Annotated in this window: 20 protein-coding genes; 11 read left to right on the top strand and 9 right to left on the bottom strand. The window is 71.0% G+C overall.

Annotated features, from left to right (window positions below):
• Positions 1 to 37 precede the first annotated feature (37 nt).
• The 3 genes from VA596_RS29500 to VA596_RS29490 are packed head-to-tail and all read right to left on the bottom strand — an operon-like array spanning position 38 to position 2,500.
• Complete coding sequence (locus tag VA596_RS29500) at positions 38 to 985, bottom strand: EamA family transporter (protein ID WP_323331441.1); 948 nt, start codon at positions 983 to 985, stop codon at positions 38 to 40.
• 49 nt (positions 986 to 1,034) lie between these two features.
• Entirely contained in the window at positions 1,035 to 1,652 is a 618-nt protein-coding gene (wrbA, locus tag VA596_RS29495; RefSeq protein WP_323331440.1) for an NAD(P)H:quinone oxidoreductase, read from the bottom strand.
• A gap of 32 nt (positions 1,653 to 1,684) precedes the next feature.
• Positions 1,685 to 2,500, bottom strand: coding sequence for a lysophospholipid acyltransferase family protein (locus VA596_RS29490; RefSeq protein ID WP_323331439.1), 816 nt, complete (start codon positions 2,498 to 2,500; stop codon positions 1,685 to 1,687).
• 126 nt (positions 2,501 to 2,626) lie between these two features.
• On the opposite strand from VA596_RS29490, the gene VA596_RS29485 reads away from it, so the two are divergent.
• The 4 genes from VA596_RS29485 (at position 2,627) to VA596_RS29470 (ending at position 7,441) form a co-directional block, all read left to right on the top strand.
• A complete protein-coding gene (locus VA596_RS29485) occupies positions 2,627 to 5,107 on the top strand; it encodes a DNA translocase FtsK (protein WP_323331438.1) in 2,481 nt (826 codons plus the stop codon).
• 86 nt (positions 5,108 to 5,193) lie between these two features.
• Positions 5,194 to 6,411 (top strand): AAA family ATPase, encoded by a 1,218-nt coding sequence (locus VA596_RS29480; protein WP_323331437.1) that lies wholly within the window; start codon positions 5,194 to 5,196, stop codon positions 6,409 to 6,411.
• On the top strand, positions 6,408 to 6,971 hold the full coding sequence (locus VA596_RS29475) for an RloB family protein (protein ID WP_323331436.1): 564 nt from the start codon (positions 6,408 to 6,410) through the stop codon (positions 6,969 to 6,971). The genes VA596_RS29480 and VA596_RS29475 overlap by 4 nt, the downstream gene beginning before the upstream one ends.
• Positions 6,972 to 7,012: 41 nt before the next feature.
• Positions 7,013 to 7,441, top strand: a complete 429-nt coding sequence (locus tag VA596_RS29470) for a hypothetical protein (RefSeq protein WP_323331435.1) — start codon at positions 7,013 to 7,015, stop codon at positions 7,439 to 7,441.
• Here the strand turns inward: VA596_RS29470 and VA596_RS29465 are convergent.
• From VA596_RS29465 to VA596_RS29455, 3 genes are all read right to left on the bottom strand, one after another.
• Positions 7,434 to 8,054, bottom strand: coding sequence for a nitroreductase family protein (locus VA596_RS29465; protein WP_323331434.1), 621 nt, complete (start codon positions 8,052 to 8,054; stop codon positions 7,434 to 7,436). The two genes, VA596_RS29470 and VA596_RS29465, sit on opposite strands and share 8 nt — an antisense overlap.
• A 46-nt stretch (positions 8,055 to 8,100) precedes the next feature.
• Positions 8,101 to 8,535, bottom strand: coding sequence for a phospholipase (locus tag VA596_RS29460; RefSeq protein ID WP_323331433.1), 435 nt, complete (start codon positions 8,533 to 8,535; stop codon positions 8,101 to 8,103).
• Positions 8,536 to 8,693: 158 nt separating this feature from the next.
• The gene (locus VA596_RS29455; protein ID WP_392762851.1) at positions 8,694 to 9,212 is read right to left on the bottom strand and encodes an amino-acid N-acetyltransferase; all 519 of its coding nucleotides are present in this window, start codon (positions 9,210 to 9,212) and stop codon (positions 8,694 to 8,696) included.
• An 87-nt stretch (positions 9,213 to 9,299) separates the two neighbouring features.
• Here VA596_RS29455 and rimO point away from each other — a divergent pair, with 87 nt between their 5' ends.
• From rimO to atzF, 7 genes are all read left to right on the top strand, one after another.
• Complete coding sequence (rimO, locus tag VA596_RS29450; RefSeq protein WP_323331432.1) at positions 9,300 to 10,736, top strand: 30S ribosomal protein S12 methylthiotransferase RimO; 1,437 nt, start codon at positions 9,300 to 9,302, stop codon at positions 10,734 to 10,736.
• Positions 10,733 to 11,389 carry a CDP-diacylglycerol--glycerol-3-phosphate 3-phosphatidyltransferase gene (pgsA, locus tag VA596_RS29445; RefSeq protein WP_323331431.1) on the top strand — a complete coding sequence of 219 codons (657 nt, stop codon included), beginning with the start codon at positions 10,733 to 10,735 and terminating at the stop codon, positions 11,387 to 11,389. The genes rimO and pgsA overlap by 4 nt, the downstream gene beginning before the upstream one ends.
• A 2-nt stretch (positions 11,390 to 11,391) precedes the next feature.
• On the top strand, positions 11,392 to 11,853 hold the full coding sequence (locus VA596_RS29440) for a CinA family protein (RefSeq protein WP_323331430.1): 462 nt from the start codon (positions 11,392 to 11,394) through the stop codon (positions 11,851 to 11,853).
• 98 nt (positions 11,854 to 11,951) lie between these two features.
• Complete coding sequence (locus tag VA596_RS29435) at positions 11,952 to 12,419, top strand: helix-turn-helix domain-containing protein (RefSeq protein WP_323331429.1); 468 nt, start codon at positions 11,952 to 11,954, stop codon at positions 12,417 to 12,419.
• A 246-nt stretch (positions 12,420 to 12,665) separates the two neighbouring features.
• On the top strand, positions 12,666 to 13,511 hold the full coding sequence (locus tag VA596_RS29430; RefSeq protein ID WP_323331428.1) for a PspA/IM30 family protein: 846 nt from the start codon (positions 12,666 to 12,668) through the stop codon (positions 13,509 to 13,511).
• A 32-nt stretch (positions 13,512 to 13,543) separates the two neighbouring features.
• Positions 13,544 to 14,533, top strand: coding sequence for a phage shock envelope stress response protein PspM (pspM, locus tag VA596_RS29425; RefSeq protein WP_323331427.1), 990 nt, complete (start codon positions 13,544 to 13,546; stop codon positions 14,531 to 14,533).
• A 718-nt stretch (positions 14,534 to 15,251) separates the two neighbouring features.
• Complete coding sequence (gene atzF, locus VA596_RS29420) at positions 15,252 to 17,006, top strand: allophanate hydrolase (protein ID WP_323331426.1); 1,755 nt, start codon at positions 15,252 to 15,254, stop codon at positions 17,004 to 17,006.
• Here atzF and VA596_RS29415 read toward each other — a convergent pair.
• From VA596_RS29415 to VA596_RS29405, 3 genes are all read right to left on the bottom strand, one after another.
• Positions 16,978 to 18,015: a quinone-dependent dihydroorotate dehydrogenase gene (locus VA596_RS29415; protein ID WP_323331425.1), complete on the bottom strand. Its 1,038-nt coding sequence runs from the start codon at positions 18,013 to 18,015 to the stop codon at positions 16,978 to 16,980. The two genes, atzF and VA596_RS29415, sit on opposite strands and share 29 nt — an antisense overlap.
• 65 nt (positions 18,016 to 18,080) lie before the next feature.
• A complete protein-coding gene (locus VA596_RS29410) occupies positions 18,081 to 18,641 on the bottom strand; it encodes a GNAT family N-acetyltransferase (RefSeq protein ID WP_323331424.1) in 561 nt (186 codons plus the stop codon).
• Between the two features lie 442 nt (positions 18,642 to 19,083).
• The gene (locus VA596_RS29405; RefSeq protein WP_323331423.1) at positions 19,084 to 19,923 is read right to left on the bottom strand and encodes an adenosine deaminase family protein; all 840 of its coding nucleotides are present in this window, start codon (positions 19,921 to 19,923) and stop codon (positions 19,084 to 19,086) included.
• Between the last annotated feature and the right edge of the window lie 56 nt (positions 19,924 to 19,979).

Raw genomic sequence — 19,979 nt, 5'->3', positions numbered from 1 at the left:
GAATTGTTCCACCCGGGGACCATTTCGTGAAGAACTGTCAGGCGGTGAGGATCTGCGAGTGGCGTTGCACGACGTAGGCGCCGGCCAGCAGGATCGCCGAGCCGAGCAGCTGCGGCCACGCGAGCTCCTCGCCGATCAGCAGCCACGCCGCGACGGTCGTGATCACCGGTTCGACCAGCCCGAGCACGCTCGCCACCGACGCGGGCAGGTGCCGCAGCGACGAGATGCCGCAGGCGTAGGCGAGCACCGTCGCGACCAGGACCAGCAGGGTCATCAGCAGCCAGACCGGCGGCTGCCAGGCGCCGAACTCGACGTCGGCGTCGAGCAGGCGCAGCGGCCACGTCCACGGCGGCGCGACGAAGCAGATCGCGACCGCGCCGAGCACCATGCCCCAGGTGACCAGGCCCAGCGGGTCGATGTCGGCGACGGCGCGTTCGCCGAGCAGGAAGTAGCCGGCCGAGCAGAGGGCCGCGCCGAAGCCGGCGAGCAGACCGACGCCGTCCAGCGTGACGCCCTGCCAGACCTGCGCGACCAGCGACAGGCCGACCATCGCCAGCGCGATGCCGCCCCACACCGCCCGCGGCAGCCGGTGGCGCCGCACGAACCGCACCCAGAGCGCGATGAGCACCGGCGAGACGAACTCGAGCAGGATCGCGATGCCGACCGGGATCCGGCCCGCGGCGACGAAGTACAGCAGCTGCACGCCGGCCACGCCGAGCAGCCCGTACCCGAGCAGCACCGGGACGTGCTCGCGGCGCACCTTCAGCTTCCGCGGCGCGAACAGCGCCACGCCGGCGAGCAGGACGAGCCCGGCCAGCGTGATCCGCGCCGCGGCGACCTGTTCCGGGGTGATCCCGGCGGACATCGCGGACTTGCCCAGCGTGCCCGACGTGCTGAAGAACAGGGCGGCGAGCAGGACGAGCGTGGTCCCGCGGGCGCGCGAGGCGACCCGGGGTGGTGCGACGACGGGCAGTTCGGTGGTCACCGTCGCGACTCTAGGGGCCGCCCGGTCACCACCAAAGCGGTTTTCCGGGTTACTCCTGGTCCTGCTTGAGCCCGGTCGCGACGTGCGTCGTGATCGTGGCCAGCCGCCGCCCCTGCACCCGCAGCGCACCGAGCGCCAGGTCGTCCGGCGCGGCCGACTTGCGCGAGACGAACGAGCCGCCGTACGGGTTGCCGGACTCCATCAGGTGCGGGTCGGTGTAGCCGAGCGGCACGACGATCGCGCCCCAGTGGTAGAAGACGTTGTTGATCGCCAGTAGCGTCGATTCGAGGCCGCCGTGCGAGGTCGACGCCGTGGTGAACGACGTCGCGACCTTGTCCGCGAGCTTTCCCTTCGCCCACAACCCACCTGTGCTGTCCAAATAGGACTTGAGCTGGGCGGCCGGCCCGCCGAACCGGGTCGGGCTGCCGACGGCGAGGCCGTCGGCCCACAGGAGGTCGTCGAGCGTGGCGAGCTCGTGGTGCGGCCCCGAGTCGATCCAGGCCTGCCAGCGCCGGTTCTGAGCGATGAACTCGGCGGGCACCGTCTCCGGCACGGTCCGCACCCGCACCTCGGCCCCGGTCTCGGCCGCCCCCGCGGCGAGCGCCTCGGCGAGGGCGGCGGTGTTCCCGGTCGAGCTGTAGTAGACGACGAGTATCCGTGTGCTCACGGGCCCGACTCTAGGGCAGCCGCGAGGGTGTCTCAGAGTCCGGACTTCGGCTTCCAGGGGCTGACGGTGTCCGTCGGCCGGGTCGGGTCGTGGAACCGCGGCCGGTCCAGCTCGCCCGTGCGCAGTGGGACCAACCCGTCCGTGATCGCCTGCATGATCTTCGCGTGCGCTCGTACGCCCGCTCCGGGGCGGGACGGCTCGACGTCCGACAGGTCCACCGGGTCGCCGAAGTGCACCCGGAACTTCGGGCGGCGCAGGGGCGCGCTCAGCCCGGAGCGGGCCAGGGGGACCAGGTCGGCCGGGCCGTTGACGGTCTCCGTGCCCCAGTAGACGGCCTCGTGCGCGCCCCACTGGCTGATCGGGATCACCGGGACGCCCGCGGCCAGCGCCAGGCGCGCCGCGCCGGTCTTGCCGCGTTCCGGCCACAGGCCCGGGTCGTGGCTGATCCGGCCTTCGGGGTAGACGATGAGCGGCTCGCGGGTGGTCTTCAGCGCCTCGACGGCCTCGGTGAACTGCCCGACGGCCGTCGCCGCAACCTTCCGGTCCACCCGCAGGTGCCCGCTGACGCGCAGCGCCGGCCCGATCACCGGGGCGTCCAGGATGCCGCCGGCCAGCATGAACACCGGGTTGATGCCGATCCGCTTGCACGCGGCCATCAGCACGAACGCGTCGAACACGCCGATGTGGTTCGCGGTCATCAGCAGCGGCCGCCCGCGCAGCTGCGCCGGGATCCGGCCGGTCACCGTGAGGCGCCCGACGAGGTTCACCAGCCCGCGGTCGATGTTCAGCATGGTCCGCCAGATGGCCGGGGCACGGCGGGACGAGTCGTCGGTGCGCAGCGCGAACATGCGCAGAGCATGGCAGACGCCGATTTCACCCGGATGGCCCCTCATGCCCCGGCTGTGAGGCAGAAGTTCACGATGCGCTGAGAGTGGCGCATGTGACGAAACGTCCTCGGCGGTTACCGTTGGGGCATGGCTGGGTCGGCGACGAGGAAGCGAAGTACGGGTAGCGGCGCGAAGGGAGCAGCGGCGCGCAAGCCCCGTACTCCGGCGAAGCCACGTACCTCCGCCGCCCGCAAGCCGGCCCCGCGGCGCAAGACGCCGGGGGTGTTCGGCAAGGGCGTCCGCGGCACGTGGAACCTGCTGGCCAAGGGCATCGGGACGCTGGCGCGCACCGTCGGCCGCACCCGGGAGCTGGAGGCCGAGCACCGTCGCGACGGCCTCGCGCTGGGCCTGATCGCCCTGGCCATCATCGCCGCGGTCGGCGTCTGGTGGCGCGCGGCCGGCCCGATCGGGGCGGCCGTCGAGATCGCCACGCGGACCGTCCTCGGGGCGGGTGCCGTCACGTTGCCGCTGGTCCTGGTGGTGGTCGCGGTCGCGCTGATGCGGTCCGAACCGCACCCGGAGACCCGGCCGCGGATGGTCGTCGGCACGATCATGGTCGTGCTGTCCGTGCTCGGGATGCTGCACATCTTCACCGCGCTCCCGGACACCAACGACGCCCGGATGTACGCCGGCGGCATCATCGGCGCGTTCTCCGGCGGGCTGCTCACCATGGGCCTCACCACCTGGGTGGCCGTCCCGCTGCTGATCCTCGCCCTCGTCTTCGGCATCCTCGTGTTCACCGGCACGCCGGTGCGCGAGATCCCGCAGCGCCTGCGCAACTGGGGCCTCGACGAAGAGGAGATCGCCGAGGCCGAGCAGAAGTCCGGCTTCGCCACCGACGAGGACGCCGTCACCGAGGCCGACCCGAAGACCGCGCGCCTGCGCAAGCCGTCGCGGCGCCGCCAGGCCGCCGACGCCAACCCCGAGCAGCTGGACCTCGACGCCGCGCTGGCCGAGATGCCGACGCCGATCAAGCCGCCGAAGGCCCTGCCCAAGCCGCCCGCCGAGGTGCCGGAGAAGAAGCCGAAGAAGCCTGCGGAACCACCGTTGGCGGTCACCCGGACGGTGGAAGGCGACTACCAGCTGCCGCCGCCGGACCTGCTGAAGCTCGGCGACGCGCCGAAGTCCCGCAGCAAGGCCAACGACGCCATGATCGAGGCGATCACCGGCGTGCTGGAGCAGTTCAGCATCGACGCGCAGGTCACCGGCTTCACCCGCGGCCCGACGGTGACGCGGTACGAGGTCGAGCTCGGCCCGGGCGTCAAGGTCGAGAAGATCACCGCGCTGACCAAGAACATCGCCTACGCCGTCGCGACCGACAACGTCCGGCTGCTGGCGCCGATCCCCGGCAAGTCCGCCGTCGGCATCGAGGTGCCGAACTCCGACCGCGAGATGGTCCGCCTGGGTGACGTCCTGCGCGCGCCGACCACGGTCAAGGACAACCACCCGATGGTGATCGGCCTCGGCAAGGACATCGAGGGCCACTTCGTCACCGCGAACCTGACGAAGATGCCCCACCTCCTGGTCGCCGGTTCGACCGGTTCCGGTAAGTCGAGCTTCGTCAACTCGATGCTGGTGTCGCTGCTCGCGCGGGCGACGCCGGACGAGTGCCGGATGATCCTGATCGACCCGAAGATGGTCGAGCTGACGCCGTACGAGGGCATCCCGCACCTGATCACGCCCATCATCACCCAGCCGAAGAAGGCCGCCGCCGCGCTGGCCTGGCTGGTGGAGGAGATGGAGCAGCGCTACCAGGACATGCAGGTCAACAAGGTCCGGCACATCGACGACTACAACAAGAAGGTCAAGTCGGGGGAGATCACGGCGCCGCCGGGGTCCGAGCGCGAGTACCGGCCGTACCCGTACATCATGGCGATCGTCGACGAGCTCGCCGACCTGATGATGACCGCCCCGCGCGACGTCGAGGACGCGATCGTCCGGATCACCCAGAAGGCCCGTGCCGCAGGTATCCATTTGGTCCTGGCCACCCAGCGGCCGTCGGTCGACGTCGTCACCGGCCTGATCAAGACCAACGTGCCCTCGCGGCTGGCGTTCGCGACGTCGTCGCTGACGGACTCGCGGGTCATCCTCGACCAGCCGGGCGCGGAGAAGCTGATCGGCATGGGCGACGCGCTCTACCTGCCGATGGGCGCCGGCAAGCCGGTCCGCATCCAGGGCGCGTTCGTCGGCGACGAGGAGATCTCCTCGGTCGTCAACTACGCCAAGGAGCAGGCGCAGCCGGACTACCAGGACGGCGTCACCGCGCAGAAGGCCGGCGAGAAGAAGGAGATCGACCCGGACATCGGCGACGACCTCGACGTGCTGATCCAGGCGGCCGAGCTGATCGTCACGTCCCAGTTCGGCTCGACGTCGATGCTGCAGCGCAAGCTCCGGGTCGGCTTCGCCAAGGCCGGCCGCCTGATGGACCTGCTGGAAAGCCGCGGCGTGGTCGGCCCCTCGGAGGGCTCGAAGGCCCGCGACGTGCTGATCAAGCCGGAGGAGCTGGAGTCGGTCCTCTTCATGATCCGCGGCGGCGACCCGGTGCCTTCGGACCCGGACGACGAGTAGAAACCGGCCCTGGTTGGTACTTCGAGCCGTTCTGTGCGGTTTACTGGTACAGAACGGCTTGGAGTTTCGCCAGGGAGGTGTTCGGGATGCTGCGCAGCTTCCGTCTGGGCAACCATCGCTCGTTCCGTGACGAGCAAGAGCTGCTGCTCATGCCGGCGATGCCCGGTGACGAGCGGCCCGCGGTGCCGGTGGCCGCTGTCTACGGCGCCAACGCCTCCGGCAAGTCGAACCTCTTCAAGGCCATGACCCTGGTGATGGGTGCCGTCCTGAACCGGCACCTCCCGAACCCCGCCGGTCGTCATGACGTCGTCGCTGTGCAAGATCCCTTCCGGCTCGACCCCGGCGCCGAGCCGCGCCCGTCGACGTTCGTCTTCGAACTGATCGCCGAAGGCACCCCGTACACCTACGGCTTCCTCCTGGACGGCCACGAGATCGTCGAGGAATGGCTCTACTCCTACCCGGAGAAGCGGAAGCGAGTCATCTTCGAGCGCGACCGTGGGGTCATCAAGTTCGGTACCACGGTGGCCGACAGCAAACCGAAGCTTGACGTCCTCGAAGAGCTGATCCGGCCGGCAGCGCTGTTCCTGAGCGTGTGCGACCGGCTCGAACTCGGCCCGTTGATGCCGGTTTACCGGTGGTTCTCCTCCGGGCTCCTGGTCAACGGCCTGGGCGGTGGGTGGTTCGACTCGGGTTTCGTGCAATGGGCCGTCGGCGACTACCTTCTCCGGCATCCGGAGAACCGGCACCGCATGGTGTCGCTCCTCGGCGCGGCCGATGTCGGCATCGCGGACGTCGTCGTGGAGGAGCGGCGCGATTCGCCTCGCCGGTTCACCGGAGCGTTCGACCTGGAGCTCAAGTTGCTCCACGGGCCCGCTCGTGAGCCCTTCGACTTCGACGACGAGTCGTCGGGGACGCGCAACTGGATCGGTCTTCTGCCCCAGGTGCTTTTGGCGCTGGACGAAGGGCTGGTCCTGCTGGTCGACGAGATCGATGCCAGCCTGCACCCGCTGCTGACGGCCAAGCTGGTGGGCCTGTTCCAGGATCCCGAGCTGAACACCACCGGCGCCCAGCTGGTCTTCACCACGCACGACACCAGCTTGCTCGGCACCATGCTCGGCGAGCAGGTCCTCGACCGGGACCAGATCTGGTTCGTCGCGCGGGACGCCGAGGGGGCGAGCAGTCTCTACCCGCTCTCGGACTTCAAGCCGCGCAAGGACCAGAACACCGAACGGCGTTACTTGGCGGGCAGCTACGGTGCCGTGCCGGTGCTCGGCGATTTCGCAGAGGCACTGCGCAGCCGATGAACCGTCGCGAAAACAGCGTTCGGCGGCGGCCGCCGTTCCGGGAACCGCACCGGTCGATCCTTCTCGTCTGCGGCGCGAAGGCGACTGAGCCCGCCTATTTCGCCGGGCTGAAGCGGTCGCGGCGAAACCCGGCCGTCACCATCAAGATCAAGTCGAAGCCGGCGGATCCCGAAGCGGTCGTGAAGTATGCGGCCGACTTCGGAAGGCACGCCGGAGCGGAGTACGACGAAGTCTGGTGTGTCGTCGACGTCGACGAGTTCGACCTCGACAAGGCAATGACGGCGGCACGGCGGCTGGACGTGCGCCTGGCGGTTTCCAACCCGTGCTTCGAGTACTGGCTGCTGTTGCACTTCGAGGCTTGCGCAGCGCCTCTGACCTGTTACGGCGACGTCGAGAAGCGGCTGCTGAAGCATGTCCCCGGCTATCGCAAGTCGGCTCTGCGGTTCGATGACTTCGCTCATGGCGTAGACAAGGCGGTCGACCGATCTCGGCATCCTGAGGCCGGGCACACCCGCAACCCCTCCACCCAGGTGGGCCTGCTCGTCGAGCAGATCGGCTAGCCCGGTGCAACCCACGGCCGGGGTCGTTCCGTCCTGAGCGCATGGACCTGCAGCGCATCGCAGCCGGAGTGTTCGCCCTCGCCGTCGTCGTGGTGGGCGCCGGGAGCTCGGCCGCCTCCGGGCAGGCCGTGCCGGCCCGTCCTGCCACGTCCTCGACCGTCAGTACCGCGCCTGGAGCCGAGGTGACGCTCCACGCCGGGCAGGAGGCTGCCGTGCAGGGGAAGGACCTGACCGTGCGCTACGTCCGCGTGGTCAGCGACTCCCGGTGCCGTCCGACCATGACCTGCGTCTGGCAGGGGGAGGCGTCGCTGGCGTTCCTGCTGAGCGAGCCCGGCCGCGGCGAGAGCACCACGGCCGAGCTGCACAGCGGCCCGCGCACCGGCCCGCAGGCGACGTCGTTCGCCGCGAGCCGGGTCGAGCTGGTGTCGGTGAGCGAGGACGGCCAGGAGGCCACCGTCCGGGTCAGCTGAGCGGCGTGCCCCAGTGGTCGAGGTAGGCGACCTCGGACAGCGGGACGCGCGTGGCCGGCTTGAAGTCCGGGACCGTCGTGTACGCCACCGGCAGCAGCCCGACCTGCGTGAAGCCGTCCGGGACGCCGAGGATCTCCGCTGCCTCGGCTTCGCGCGAGAGGTGGTACGTCGTGAGCGTCGAGCCCAGGCCGCGGGAGCGCAGGGCCAGCTGGAAGTTCCAGACGGCCGGGAAGATGCCGCCGTAGAAGGCCGCGTCCGTCGCGTTCTCGCCGCTCGGGCGGCCCTTCAGGCACGGGACGACGAACACCGGCACGCGCTCGATGACGTCGATCAGGTGCCGCCCGGACGCCAGCGCCCGGCTCTCGCCGTCTTCACCGGCGGCGACGCGGCCCGCCAGGTAGGCCTCGCCGACCTCGCGGAACAGTGCGCCGAGCCGCTCCTTCACGTCCTGGTCGCGCACCACGAGCCAGCGCCAGGCCTGGGCGTTGCCCGGGGTCGGCGCCTGCAGGGCCAGGTTCAGGCACTCCTCGAGGACGGCCGGCTCGACCGGGCGGCCGAGGTCGAGCTTCCGCCGGACGGCGCGGGTGGTGCTCAGCAGGTGATCAATCTCCATGACCCCATCCTGGCCCGGACCGCGACGGCCCGGGCCGGGAACGGGATCAGCCGCCGAACTTGCGGACCGCCTGGTAGTACGTCCAGGCCGTGCCCTTGCAGGCCACGTTGGAGCCGCAGACGCTCTTCAGGTCGTTGTAGAGGTTGTCGTCGATCGTCTTGCGGGTCGTTTCGTTGAAGCGGCCCTGCTTCTTGTAGTTGCGGTAGCCGAAGTCGTGCCGGTGGCAGCCCGGCAGGAACTGGAAGCCGAACGGGGTGTCCGGCGACCAGGAACAGCCGTCGGACGACCAGTCGAGCTGGCCGTTGTAGGGCTGCTGGGCCCGCGTCGACTCGAAGCCGGACAGCGAGGTGTGGAAGAGGTACTGGTCGGTGACCGTCGGGATGTCGACGGCCGCCGCGGTGCCGGCGCCCATCAGGACGCCTCCGCCGACAGAAACGGCCACCGCCACGGTGGCCCCCAGGTTCCGCAGTGTCGTGCGCATCGTGGTGTTCCCTTGCTGATCAGAAGGACGATTGCCCGATCAGCTTCGGGCTTCGGGTGGCGCTCGTCACCGCCCGAAAGAAGGTTTCCGGAAAACCTTTCTCAAGGCAGGGGTGCCGCGCGTGAATCGTTCAGGTGATCGGGGTTGACACCGGGGGGTCAGAGTTCGAGCAGCATGCGCGAATTGCCCAGGGTGTTCGGCTTGGCGTAGGGCAGGTCGAGGAACTCGGCGACGCCGGTGTCGTGCGAGCGCCGCATCTCCTCGTAGACCTCGTGCGACACCGGGGTGCCGTCGATCTCCACGAAGCCGTGCCCGGCGAAGAAGCCGGTTTCGAAGGTCAGCACGAACAGCCGCTTGAGACCGAGCTCACGCGCCTCGTCGACCAAACGGGCGACGAGCAGCCGCCCGACACCCTGGCCGCGGGCGGCCTTGTCGACGACCACGGTGCGCAGCTCGGCGATGTCCTCCCACAGCACGTGCAGGGCGGCCGCGCCGAGGACCTCGCCCGCCGCCTCGGCGACCCAGAACTCGTGGACCGCCTCGTAGAGCGTCACCAGGTCCTTCTCCAGCAGCACGCGGCCCGCGTCCGCGTCGACCAGGGCCTTGATCTTGCGGATGTCGGCGATCCGGGCACGGCGGACGGTCGGGCGGGGCGAGTCGGACGGCACGATCGTCAACTCAACCACACGCTCCCGGAGGCGGGGCGACACGACCGGGCTACGCCGTCGTCGGGCCGCCCGGGCCCGGCGGCTACCCTGAACGTCGTGCCTTCTCCTGCCACGGAACCTGCCGCCACCCGACGCGTCTCCCTGCTGACCCTGGGCTGCGCCCGCAACGAGGTCGACTCGGAGGAGCTGGCGGGCCGGCTGGCGGCCGGCGGCTGGGAGCTGGCGGCCGATCCGGAGGACTCCGACGTCGTGGTGGTCAACACCTGCGGCTTCGTCGAGTCGGCCAAGAAGGACTCCGTCGACACGCTGCTGGCGGCCTCCGACACGGGCAAGAAGGTCGTCGCGGTCGGCTGCATGGCCGAGCGCTACGGCCACGAGCTGGCCGACAGCCTGCCCGAGGCGGACGCCGTCCTCGGCTTCGACCACTACGCCGAGCTTTCCGACCGCCTCGACGACGTCGTCGCCGGGCGCAAGGTCGCCTCGCACACCCCGGGCGACCGCCGCAAGCTGCTCCCGATCAGCCCGGTCCAGCGGCCCGCCGCGGCCGAGAACGTCGAGGTCCCGGGCCACGCGCAGCACGGCTGGGGCCCGCGGGTGCTGCGCACGCGCCTCGACGACTCCCCGGTGGCCGCGCTGAAGATCGCCTCCGGCTGCGACCGGCGCTGCTCGTTCTGCGCGATCCCGTCGTTCCGCGGCTCGTTCGTGTCGCGCCAGCCTGACGAGATCGTCGCCGAGGCGATGTGGCTGGCCGAGCACGGTGTCAAGGAGCTGTTCCTGGTCAGCGAGAACTCGACGTCCTACGGCAAGGACTTCGGCCGCGACGGCGCCACCGCGCTGGAGCGGCTGCTGCCGCGCCTGGCCGACGTCGAGGGCGTCGAGCGCGTCCGCGTCTCCTACCTGCAGCCGGCCGAGACGCGCCCGCAGCTGGTCAAGGCCATCGCGACCACGCCGGGGGTCGCCGAGTACTTCGACCTGTCCTTCCAGCACTCCAGCGAGCAGGTGCTGCGCCGGATGCGCCGCTTCGGCTCCACCGACTCGTTCCTGGCGCTGACCGAGCAGATCCGCGAGTACGCGCCCGAGGCCGGCATCCGCACCAACGTGATCGTCGGGTTCCCCGGCGAGACCGAGCACGACCTGGCCGAGCTGGAGCGCTTCCTCACCGGCGCCCGGCTCGACGCGGTCGGCGTCTTCGGCTACTCCGACGAGGACGGCACCGAGGCCGAGGGCTTCGACGGCAAGCTCGACGAGGAAGAGGTCGGCCGCCGCGTCACCCGGATCTCGGCCCTGGTCGAGGAGCTGACGTCCCAGCGCGCCGAGGACCGGATCGGCACCTTCGTCGACGTCCTGGTCGAGCTGGACGACGACGGCGAGCTGACCGGCCGCGCCGCCCACCAGGCCCCCGAGGTCGACGGCGAGTGCATCATCCTCGACGCGCCGGAGAAGGTGCAGGTCGGCGACTTCCTCCGGTGCGAGGTCGTCGACTCGGCGGGGGTGGACCTGATCGTCCGCGCGTCACCGGACGCCGACCGGTGAGTGCGCTCCCGAGCGACGCCGCGGACGAGGGCCTGGCCCACGCCACGCCGGCCGGTGACGCGCCCGCGCAGGTTCCCGAACCGACCCCGGTTCCCACCCTGAACTTGGCGAACCTGCTGACGCTCTCGCGCCTGGTGCTGGTGCCGCTGTTCATCGCGGCCCTGTTCACCGGCGACGGCGTCGACACGACCTGGCGCGCGATCGCCACCGGACTGTTCGCCGTCGCGTCGGCGACCGACCAGCTCGACGGCTGGGTGGCCCGCAAGTACGGCCTGATCACCGACTTCGGCAAGATCGCCGACCCGATCGCGGACAAGGCGCTGACCGGCGCCGCGCTGGTGGGCCTGAGCATCCTCGGCGAGCTCGGCTGGTGGGTCACGATCGTGATCGCCGTCCGCGAGATCGGCGTCACCCTGCTGCGCTTCTGGGTGATCCGCCACGGTGTCATCCCGGCCAGCCGGGGCGGCAAGGCCAAGACGATGGCCCAGATCGCCGCGATCACGGCATACCTGCTGCCGCTGCCGGCCGGCGCCGACCCGGTGCGCTGGGCGTTGATGGGCTTGGCGCTGGTGCTGACCGTCGTGACCGGCGTCGACTACCTGGTCCGGGCCGTGCGGCTGCGCGCGGCCGGGCGCCGCGTCACCGGGAGCTGAGCGTGGACGAGAAGGCCCTGGTCGCGGCGCTGCGGGCCCGGGGCGAGACGGTCGCGGCCGCCGAGTCGCTGACCGCCGGGCTGGTCTGCGCCACCCTGGCCCGGGTGCCGGGCGCGAGCGCCGTGCTGCGCGGCGGCCTGGTCGTCTACGCCACCGAACTGAAGACGCGCTTGGCCGGGGTCGACCCCGAACTGCTGGCCGAACACGGCGCCGTGTACCCCGAGGTCGCGGCCCAGCTGGCCGCGGGCGCCCGCGAGCGCTGCGGCGCAACCTGGGGGCTCGGGCTCACCGGCGTGGCCGGGCCGGCGGCCCAGGACGGGGTCGCGCCGGGCACGGTGCACGTCGGCCTTGACGGGCCAGGGACACGCACAGTCCGTACGCTGGCCTTGAGCGGCGACCGGGACTTGATCAGGACCGAGTCGGTCCGCGCCGCGTTTGCCCTGCTCGGGGAACATCTGGCGTGAATCGGGCGTTCGCCCTTGGCGTACGGGCACCCAAATCCTGCGCCCGGGGCGCCGCTCTGGGTAACGTAGGGGGTACTTGTACGGAAGGGAGGCGCGTGATGACCGTGCTGTTGCGTGAGGCGATCGGTGATCGGCTCCGTCATGCCCGCACCAACCAGCGTCGCACGCTGCGCGACATCTCCCGCGCCGCCAGGGTCAGCCTCGGCTACCTCTCCGAGGTGGAGCGAGGCCAGAAGGAGGCGTCGAGCGAGCTGCTCGCGTCCATCTGCCAGGCCCTGGACCTTCCGCTCGGCGAACTGCTGCACAACGTGGCGGCGGACGTTTCGGCCCTCGACAACGTCGAGGTCGCACCGGTCGACGAGCGGATCGTGGAAGGCGCGGCCCGGGAGAAGCTGCCCGAACGCGGTGCCAAGGCCACGGCGGCCGGGATCGAAGGTGGCCGCCTGATGTCCGAGCTGATCGGCAACGACCTCGCTGACCTGCGGGTTTCGCCGGCGCCGCGGATGAACACCACGCTGCGCACGACGATCGGGCAGCCGAAGCTGGCCTCGACGATCGCGGCATAGAGACGAAGAATCACGGATCGGACACGACGACGGCCCCGGGCAACGCGCCCGGGGCCGTTTCGCGTGGGGATACCGGGGTGATCAGGGACGAACCCTGAAATCCCCCGGGGTCGCCTGGAATGGACGTGGCCGACCTGACACGATGGAACCCAACGCCGGGGTCGGTGCGTTGCATCAGCAGGGGAGCGACGCCCCACCACCCCGAGTACTCAAGGCCCGTGGGACGCAAGAAGGCAGGCGGAGGAGATGGCCAACCCGTTCGTGAAGTTCTGGAAGTACATGATGGCGGCGTTCTCGTCGAAGATCGACGAACACGCCGACCCGAAGGTACAGATCCAGCAGGCCATCGAGGAGGCGCAGCGCAACCACCAGGCGCTGACGCAGCAGGCCGCCTCCGTGATCGGCAACCAGCGTCAGCTGGAGATGAAGCTCAACCGGCAGCTCGGCGACGTCGAGAAGCTGCAGGCCTCGACCCGGCAGGCCCTCGTCCTCGCGGACGAGGCGCGCTCGAAGGGTGACGAGCAGAAGGCGACCGAGTTCGAGACCGCCGCGGAGAGCTTCGCGACGCAGCTCGTCACGGCCGAGCAGAACATCGAGGACCTCAAGACGCTGCACGACCAGTCGCTGCAGGCCGCGGCCCAGGCCAAGAAGGCCGTGGAGCGCAACTCGCAGATGCTGCAGCAGAAGCTGGCCGAGCGCACCAAGCTGCTCTCGCAGCTGGAGCAGGCGAAGATGCAGGAGCAGGTCTCCGCTTCGCTGAACCAGATGAGCCAGCTGGCGGCGCCGGGCAACACGCCGTCGCTGGAAGAGGTCCGCGACAAGATCGAGAAGCGCTACACCACGGCCCTCGGTCAGGCGGAGCTCGCCCAGAACTCGGTCCAGGGCCGCATGATGGAGGTCCAGGCCTCCACCACGCAGTTCGCCGGGCAGTCGCGGCTCGAGCAGATCCGCGCGTCGATGCGCGGGGACTCGGTCGCCCAGGTGACCGACGGCGGCGCGGCCGCGGCCCAGAAGCCGGCCAGCAGCTCGGCCGACATCCAGCGTGAGATCCAGGCGCGCGTGCAGGCCGAGCAGGGCAAGAACCCGGCCTGACGCCGGAGCCGGAGCCGATCCAGGGGGCGGACATGGGACAGCAAGGCAGAGGCCGGGACTTCAGCGAGTTCGGCGCCAAGCTCGACAAGCACATCGAGAAGCTGCCCGAATACGCCCAGCGTGCCCAGGAGAAGCTCCAGAAGGTCCAGAAGTACTTCCCGCCGGCCGATCAGGCCGGCGGGAAGGCCCGGCCGTCCTACCAGCGGCCCAACCCGCTGCAGCGGCCGCGGACACCCGTGCCGCGGATGCCGGACGTGACGTCGCTGGCCAACCAGGTCCCGGCCTTCGCCGAGGCGCGGGCCAAGTGGAACCGGTGGAACGAACCGGCGGCGAAGCTCGAACGCCGCAAGCGCCGGACGTCGCGCGCGCTCACCCTGTGGATCCTGCTGACGATCCTCTGCGGCGTCCTCGCCGTGGCCGCCGGTGTCGGCTGGATGAGCGCCACCGGGGCCGCGATGATGCCGCAGGCGATCATGGCGTTTGCCGGAGCGGTCGTGTTCGGCACCTTCAGCGTCCGGTCCGGGGTCAAGCTCCGGGCGCTCAACCGCGTCGAACTGCCGTCGGCGCCCGCCGGCCCGCCACCGCTGCCGCCCGCCGGCTCGGCCGCGCGGGAGCCGATGGAGCGCCTCGCCGAGGGTGAGGCGTCACTGGCGGAGCTGCTGCGTCAGCTGTCGGTGCCGTCTTCGGTGGGCACGACGCCGGTTTCCGGGGTGTCCGTCGAGGACGCCCGCCAGACCGCCAACGAAGCCGCGGCCGCCCTGCGCGGCCTGGCGGCCCGCATCCAGGCGATCGAACGCGGCCGCAACGCCGCCCCGGCCCGCGAGCAAGCTGCGCTCGACGCGGCGGTCACCAAGCTCCGCGAGCAACTCGACGACGGCCTCGAAGGCTACGGCGGCCTGGTAGCCGCAGCCGGCCACACGGTAGCCGCGGCCGGCGACGGCCTGGTCACGTCCAAACAGGCCCTCACCGACGCGACGGACCGCCTTGCCGGCCTGGCCATGGCCCTCCGCGAACTCTCCTAACGGGTCCACCCCGCCCCGCCCCTCGCGATCCCGGCTGGCACCCACGCACCCCAACCCGGACCTGCGTGGTCCGCGCTGGACCGGGTTGGACCGCGTGATCCAACCCGGATCTCGCGTGGTTGAGCCCGGGTCCCACGTGATCAGACCCGAAACTCGCGAGTCCCGGCCCCAGCCACGCGAGTCCCGGCTCCGATCACGCGACTCCCGGCTTCCGTCACGCGACTGATGTCCCCCGATCACGCGAGCCGACCCTCCCAGTACGCGAGCCGACCCTCCTGCACGCGTGTCGTCCTTCCAGATACGCGAGTCGTCCGCCTGGGTACGCGTGTCGTCCGTCCAAACACGCGTGTCGGCCCTCCAAACACACGTGTCGACCCTCCCGTCACGCGGGAAGCCCCGCCGATCACGCGGGAAGCCGCGCCGCTGCGCCGTTCAGGTGTTTCGCTCTGCCATCCGGGTGCCGTCACCCGGCTTCGGAGGCCGGTCGTCACGCGGCGTGCGTGATCGTGCGTTTCCCCCCGGCGTCGCCGCCTGTTCACCCCTTGGTTACGAAACACGCGCGTAATCGGAAACTGATGGCGACGGAAACGTGCACGACCTAACGTTTCTCCCATGCATGCAGTGGTGGCACTCGACGGAAGGCTCTCCGTGCACTGAGGTTCGCCGGCGCCGACCGTACACAGTGGACTTTCTGATCCGCCGAGGAAAGGACGCCCCCGTGAACACGCTCCCGCCGGAACCGGACCCTGCCCCGCCGACCCCGCCCACCGCTTCCCAGCGCGTGATCGCGGCCTTCGAGCGCGTCTCCGAGGTCGACCGCCCCGAACTCTGGACCACCCTGCGCGCCATCGAGGACGTCCTCGTCGACGCGAAGGCCGTCGACGAGCGGGTGAAGGCGGGTGAAGTCCTGCCCTTGGCGGGCACCGTCATCGCCGTGAAGGACGTGATCGACGTCGCCGGGCAACCCACCACCGCGGGCTGCCCGTCCTTCGGCCGGGTCCCGGAAACCTCCGCCACGGTCGTCGCGCGGCTCACCTCCGCCGGTGCGGTCGTGCTCGGCAAGACCAACCTCGACCAGTTCGGGTACGGCCTCACCGGCACCCGCAGCCCGTACGGCGCGGTGTCCGCGGCCTGGGACCGGACCAAGGTCGCCGGAGGCTCCAGCTGCGGCTCGGCCGTCGCCGTCGCACTCGGCATCGTCGACCTGGCCCTGGGCACCGACACCGCGGGCTCCGGCCGGATCCCGGCCGCGCTGAACGCCGTCGTCGGGCTGAAGCCGACCCTCGGCCTGCTGCCGATGACCGGCGTCCTGCCGACGTCCCGCTCCTACGACGCCGTCTCCGTGTTCGCGACCGGCCTCGCCGCCGGCCGCAGGGCGCTGGCCCTGATGACCGGCCCGGACGGCGTCGACCCCGGCACCCGCCCCTGGCCCGCCGACGTCCGCCTCGGCGCCGGCGACCACCCGCGGATCGCGATCCCGGACAAGGCCGGCCTCGCTCCGCTGAGCGCCGCGGCCCGGCTCGCCTTCCAGGACACCGTGACGCGGCTGGTGGCGTCCGGGGCCGTGGTCGAACCGATTGCCTTCGACGCCTTCCGCGAAGCGGGCGAACTGGTCTACACCGGCTCCCTGGACGCCGAGAGCTACGCCGTGATCGGCGAGTTCCTGGGCAAGGACCCGGCCGACGCCGACCCGACGGTCGCCGCGCTGGTCCACGGGGCCGGCGGGCACACCGCGCACGCTTTCGCCGCCGACAAGCACCGGCTCGCCGAGCTGAAGGTCCGGGCCGCACAGGCACTCGACGGCTTCGACGCGCTCCTGGTGCCGACCGTGCCGGACCACCCGGAGCTCGCCGAGGCGCTGGCCGACCCGATCGGCGTCAGCCACCGCATGGCCACCTACAGCTCGTTCGTGAACGTGCTCGACCTCGCCGCGGTCACCGTCCCGGTGCTGCCGGGCGACCGCCGCCCGTTCGGCGTCACCTTCGTGACGCGCGCCTTCGAGGACCAGATCGCCCTCGACCTGGCCACCGTCTGCACGGACGAGCCGATGACGCACTACCCGGAGCCCGGCGAGGACCTCGTCGTGTTCGGCGCGCACCTGCGCGGCCAGCCGCTCAACGGCCGCCTCACCGAGCTCGGCGCCCGCTTCACCGGCCCGGTCCGGACCGCCGAGCGCTACCGGATGGTGCTGCTGGCGACCGAACCGCCGCAGCCGGGCGTGCTCGAAGACGCCGACGGCAGCGGTCTCGACGGCGAGCGCTGGCGGCTGTCCCCGGCCGCGCTGGGCCGGTTCGCCGCGACCCTGCCGGAGCCGTTCGTGCTGGCCCGAGTGGAGCTCGAGGACGGGTCGCGGGTCCTGGCCGTCCGGTGCGAAAAGGACGCTGCCGCAACGGCGCCCGGCCTGGAACGCTACGAATCCTGGCGCGGTTACGTGCGCTTCACGTCTACGGCCGGGCTACGAGCCCCCGGCTGACGCGCCGCACCAGCCCCGGCCCGTGCAGCGCGAACCCGGTGTAGAGCTGCACGAGCGACGCCCCGGCGTCCACCAGCCGGACGGCATCGTCGGGGCCGAGGATGCCGCCGACGCCGATGATCGGCAGGCTCCCGCCGGTGTGGTCGTGCACGAACCGCACGACCTCGGCCGCGCGGGTGGTCAGCGGCCGGCCGGACAGTCCTCCCGCCTGTCCGGCCAGGCTGCTTTCCGCGGCCGCGATGCCGTCGCGCGACAGCGTCGTGTTCGTGGCGATGATCCCGGCGACGCCGTGCTCGAGGCAGACCTCCAGCAGCTCGGCCAGCGCGTCGTCGGTCAGGTCGGGCGCGACCTTCACCAGCACCGGCGTCGGCGTGCCGGAGCCGGCGAGCGCGACGGACGTCGACCGCAGCTCGCCGAGCAGCTCGGCCAGCGCCGCGCGGTCCTGCAGCTGACGCAGGCCGGGCGTGTTCGGCGAACTGACGTTGATCGCGAAGTAGTCGGCGTAGGGGTACAGCGCGCGCAGCGAGAACCGGTAGTCCTCGACGGCGTCCTCGAGCGGGGTGAGCTTCGACTTCCCGATGCTGATCCCGAGTGGGACGCCGGGTTTGCCGTCGCGGGCGAGCTTCGCCGCGAGCGCCTCGGCGCCGTCGTTGTTGAAGCCCATGCGGTTGATCACCGCGTCGGTCTCGGGGAGGGTGAACAGCCGCGGCTTCGGGTTGCCGGGCTGCGGCCGCCGCGTCACGGTGCCGACCTCGACGAAGCCGAAGCCCAGCCCCGCCCACGCGGGCAGCGCGCGGCCGTTCTTGTCCATCCCGGCGGCGAGGCCGACGCGGTTCGGGAACCGCAGGCCCAGCACGGTGACCGGGTCGTCGACACGGAGGACGCGGCTCAGCGCCGGAGCAGCCTTGCCGAGGCGGGAGAGGACGCCGATCGTGCGCTCGTGCACCAGCTCGGGGTCGTGGTAGGACAGCCGGTACAGCGCCGGGCGGACGATCTTGTCGAAGAACACGCCCTCATGCTGCCAAATCGCCCGGAAGGCGCGACCGGAGCGTCACCTGGGCGTGAACGGGCCCACTACTCGCGGGCCTTCCACTCGTCTTCGAGCATCCCGAAGACGAGCTCGTCGGTCCACTCGCCCTTGACGATCTCGTTCTCCCGCAGGTGCGCTTCCTCGCGCATGCCGAGGCGCTCCATGAGCGCGGCGGAGGCGGTGTTGCGGCCGTCGCACCGGCCGATGATCCGGTGCAGCCCCAGGTCTTCGAAGCCCAGGCGCAGCAGCTCGGTGGCCGCCTCGGCGGCCAGGCCCTTGCCGTGGTGGTCGGGGTGGAAGACGAACCCGATCTCGCCCTGCCGGTGCTCGCTGCTCAGCCACTCGAGGTTGAGGTCGCCGATCAGCTGCCCGGTCGAGGCCAGCTCGACCGCGACGGCGAGGAACTGCCCTTCCTTCGTCAACGTCGAGCTGTGCACCCGTTTCGCGAGCGCGGCGGCCGATTCGGCGCGGCTGCGGGGACCCCAGTACAGGTAGCGGGCGACGTCCGAGCGGGACTGGAAGGAGTTCAGCGCGTCGAGGTCGTCGGGCGTGAACGGGCGCAGGAGCAGGCGTTCCGTGGTGATCGGGTAGTCGGGCCTGAGCATGTGTTCCAGGCTAGCGACGGATACGCCGTTCGGGGGAGGGAACACCGAAATTGGATCGGCGAATGCGGAGGTCCGGTCGCCGGGCGGTCATCCGCCGCCGATCGGCGGCGTGACCTGCACAAATGAGCGTTTTTAAGGGTGCCTCCAGGGGGTCTCTCGAACGCCGTCAAACGCTCGAGCCCGGGCCGGACCGGTGCCCGGGAACCCTGGAGGCCCGGTGACTGCCTGGTATTCGCTATCAGGCAAGCACGGGAAGCAGGCGATGAGCCGAAGGTGGCTCCGTTGTATCGCTGCTCAAAGTCCCATCTCGTACCATCCGCTAGCGGACAGTCACCTCACGAGTCCTGTTGGAATACAACTTAGGACCACCTCCTCTCTCGTGTACCGCCACGCTATGCGAAGTTCGCGGTACCCGGCAACGTCATTTGCGAGATCTCACTTTTCAAGAGGGCTTTCCGTGCGTCACCGAGGAAGGACGCCCAGTGCCTCGGCCACGGCGACGTACTCGCCGGTGAGCGTCGCGCCGAACATCGGCGGGTCGTCGGTGTTGCACCGGGTGCTCGGCGACCGAGCGCACCTGGCCGGTGCGCACGTTCGACGTCGGGCACACTTCGAGCGGAATCCGCTGTACCGCAAGGTGTTCGAGCAGTGCGGGGTCGGCGGCGCAGCTCGTGCCGTGGCCGATCCGCTCGGCGCCGAGGTCGTGCAGCGCGCTGTGCGGCCCGGCCTCCCGCGCTCTTGTGAAGAACGACGCGAACGGCGCCCGCCCGACTCCCAGCTCGGGCCCGCCCAGACCGAACGACACCAGTCCTTCGGGGCGTTCGCGGAGCGCGAACACGAGGGTTTCGGCACCGGCCTGGGTGCCCTTTTCGCCGGGAATGTCGAAGCACCAGGCCCGTTCCACGCCCCGTTCGGCGGCGCGGCCCGGCCCGACTCGAGCCCGGCGAGCAGGTCGTCGCCGGGCATGCCGCCCGAGGAGGCGGTTGTAGGGCGTCGCGGGGACCTCGGCGTAGCGGCAGTTCTGCGCGGCGAGGTCGGTGGCCAGGCCGGCCACCAGCGACGTGCCCGCGAAGTAGACCGTGAGGAAATGGTCGAAGTCGCGGAAGGTGAAGAACGCCGCAAGCTCGCGTTCTCCGGTGGGGGCACCGGCTTCCGGGCGGCGCCGGGCCGGCTCCAGGACGGTCGGCAGGCTCGCCGAGCCGACCAGGTGGACGTGCAGTTCGACCTTGGGCGGGGCGCGGGCGAACGCGCGCAGCGCCGGCCCGGTGAGGATTTCGGGCATGGCAGAGCTCCCGGGCGCGGGCGGCTCAGGGAGCGAGGTCGCCGCGTTCGGTGTCG

Origin of the sequence: Amycolatopsis heterodermiae, from assembly GCF_034929455.1 — a bacterium.
Classification (GTDB): domain Bacteria; phylum Actinomycetota; class Actinomycetes; order Mycobacteriales; family Pseudonocardiaceae; genus Amycolatopsis; species Amycolatopsis heterodermiae.
Note: the sequence above shows the minus strand (reverse complement) of the source record. Positions and strands in the feature narration are given on the sequence as shown.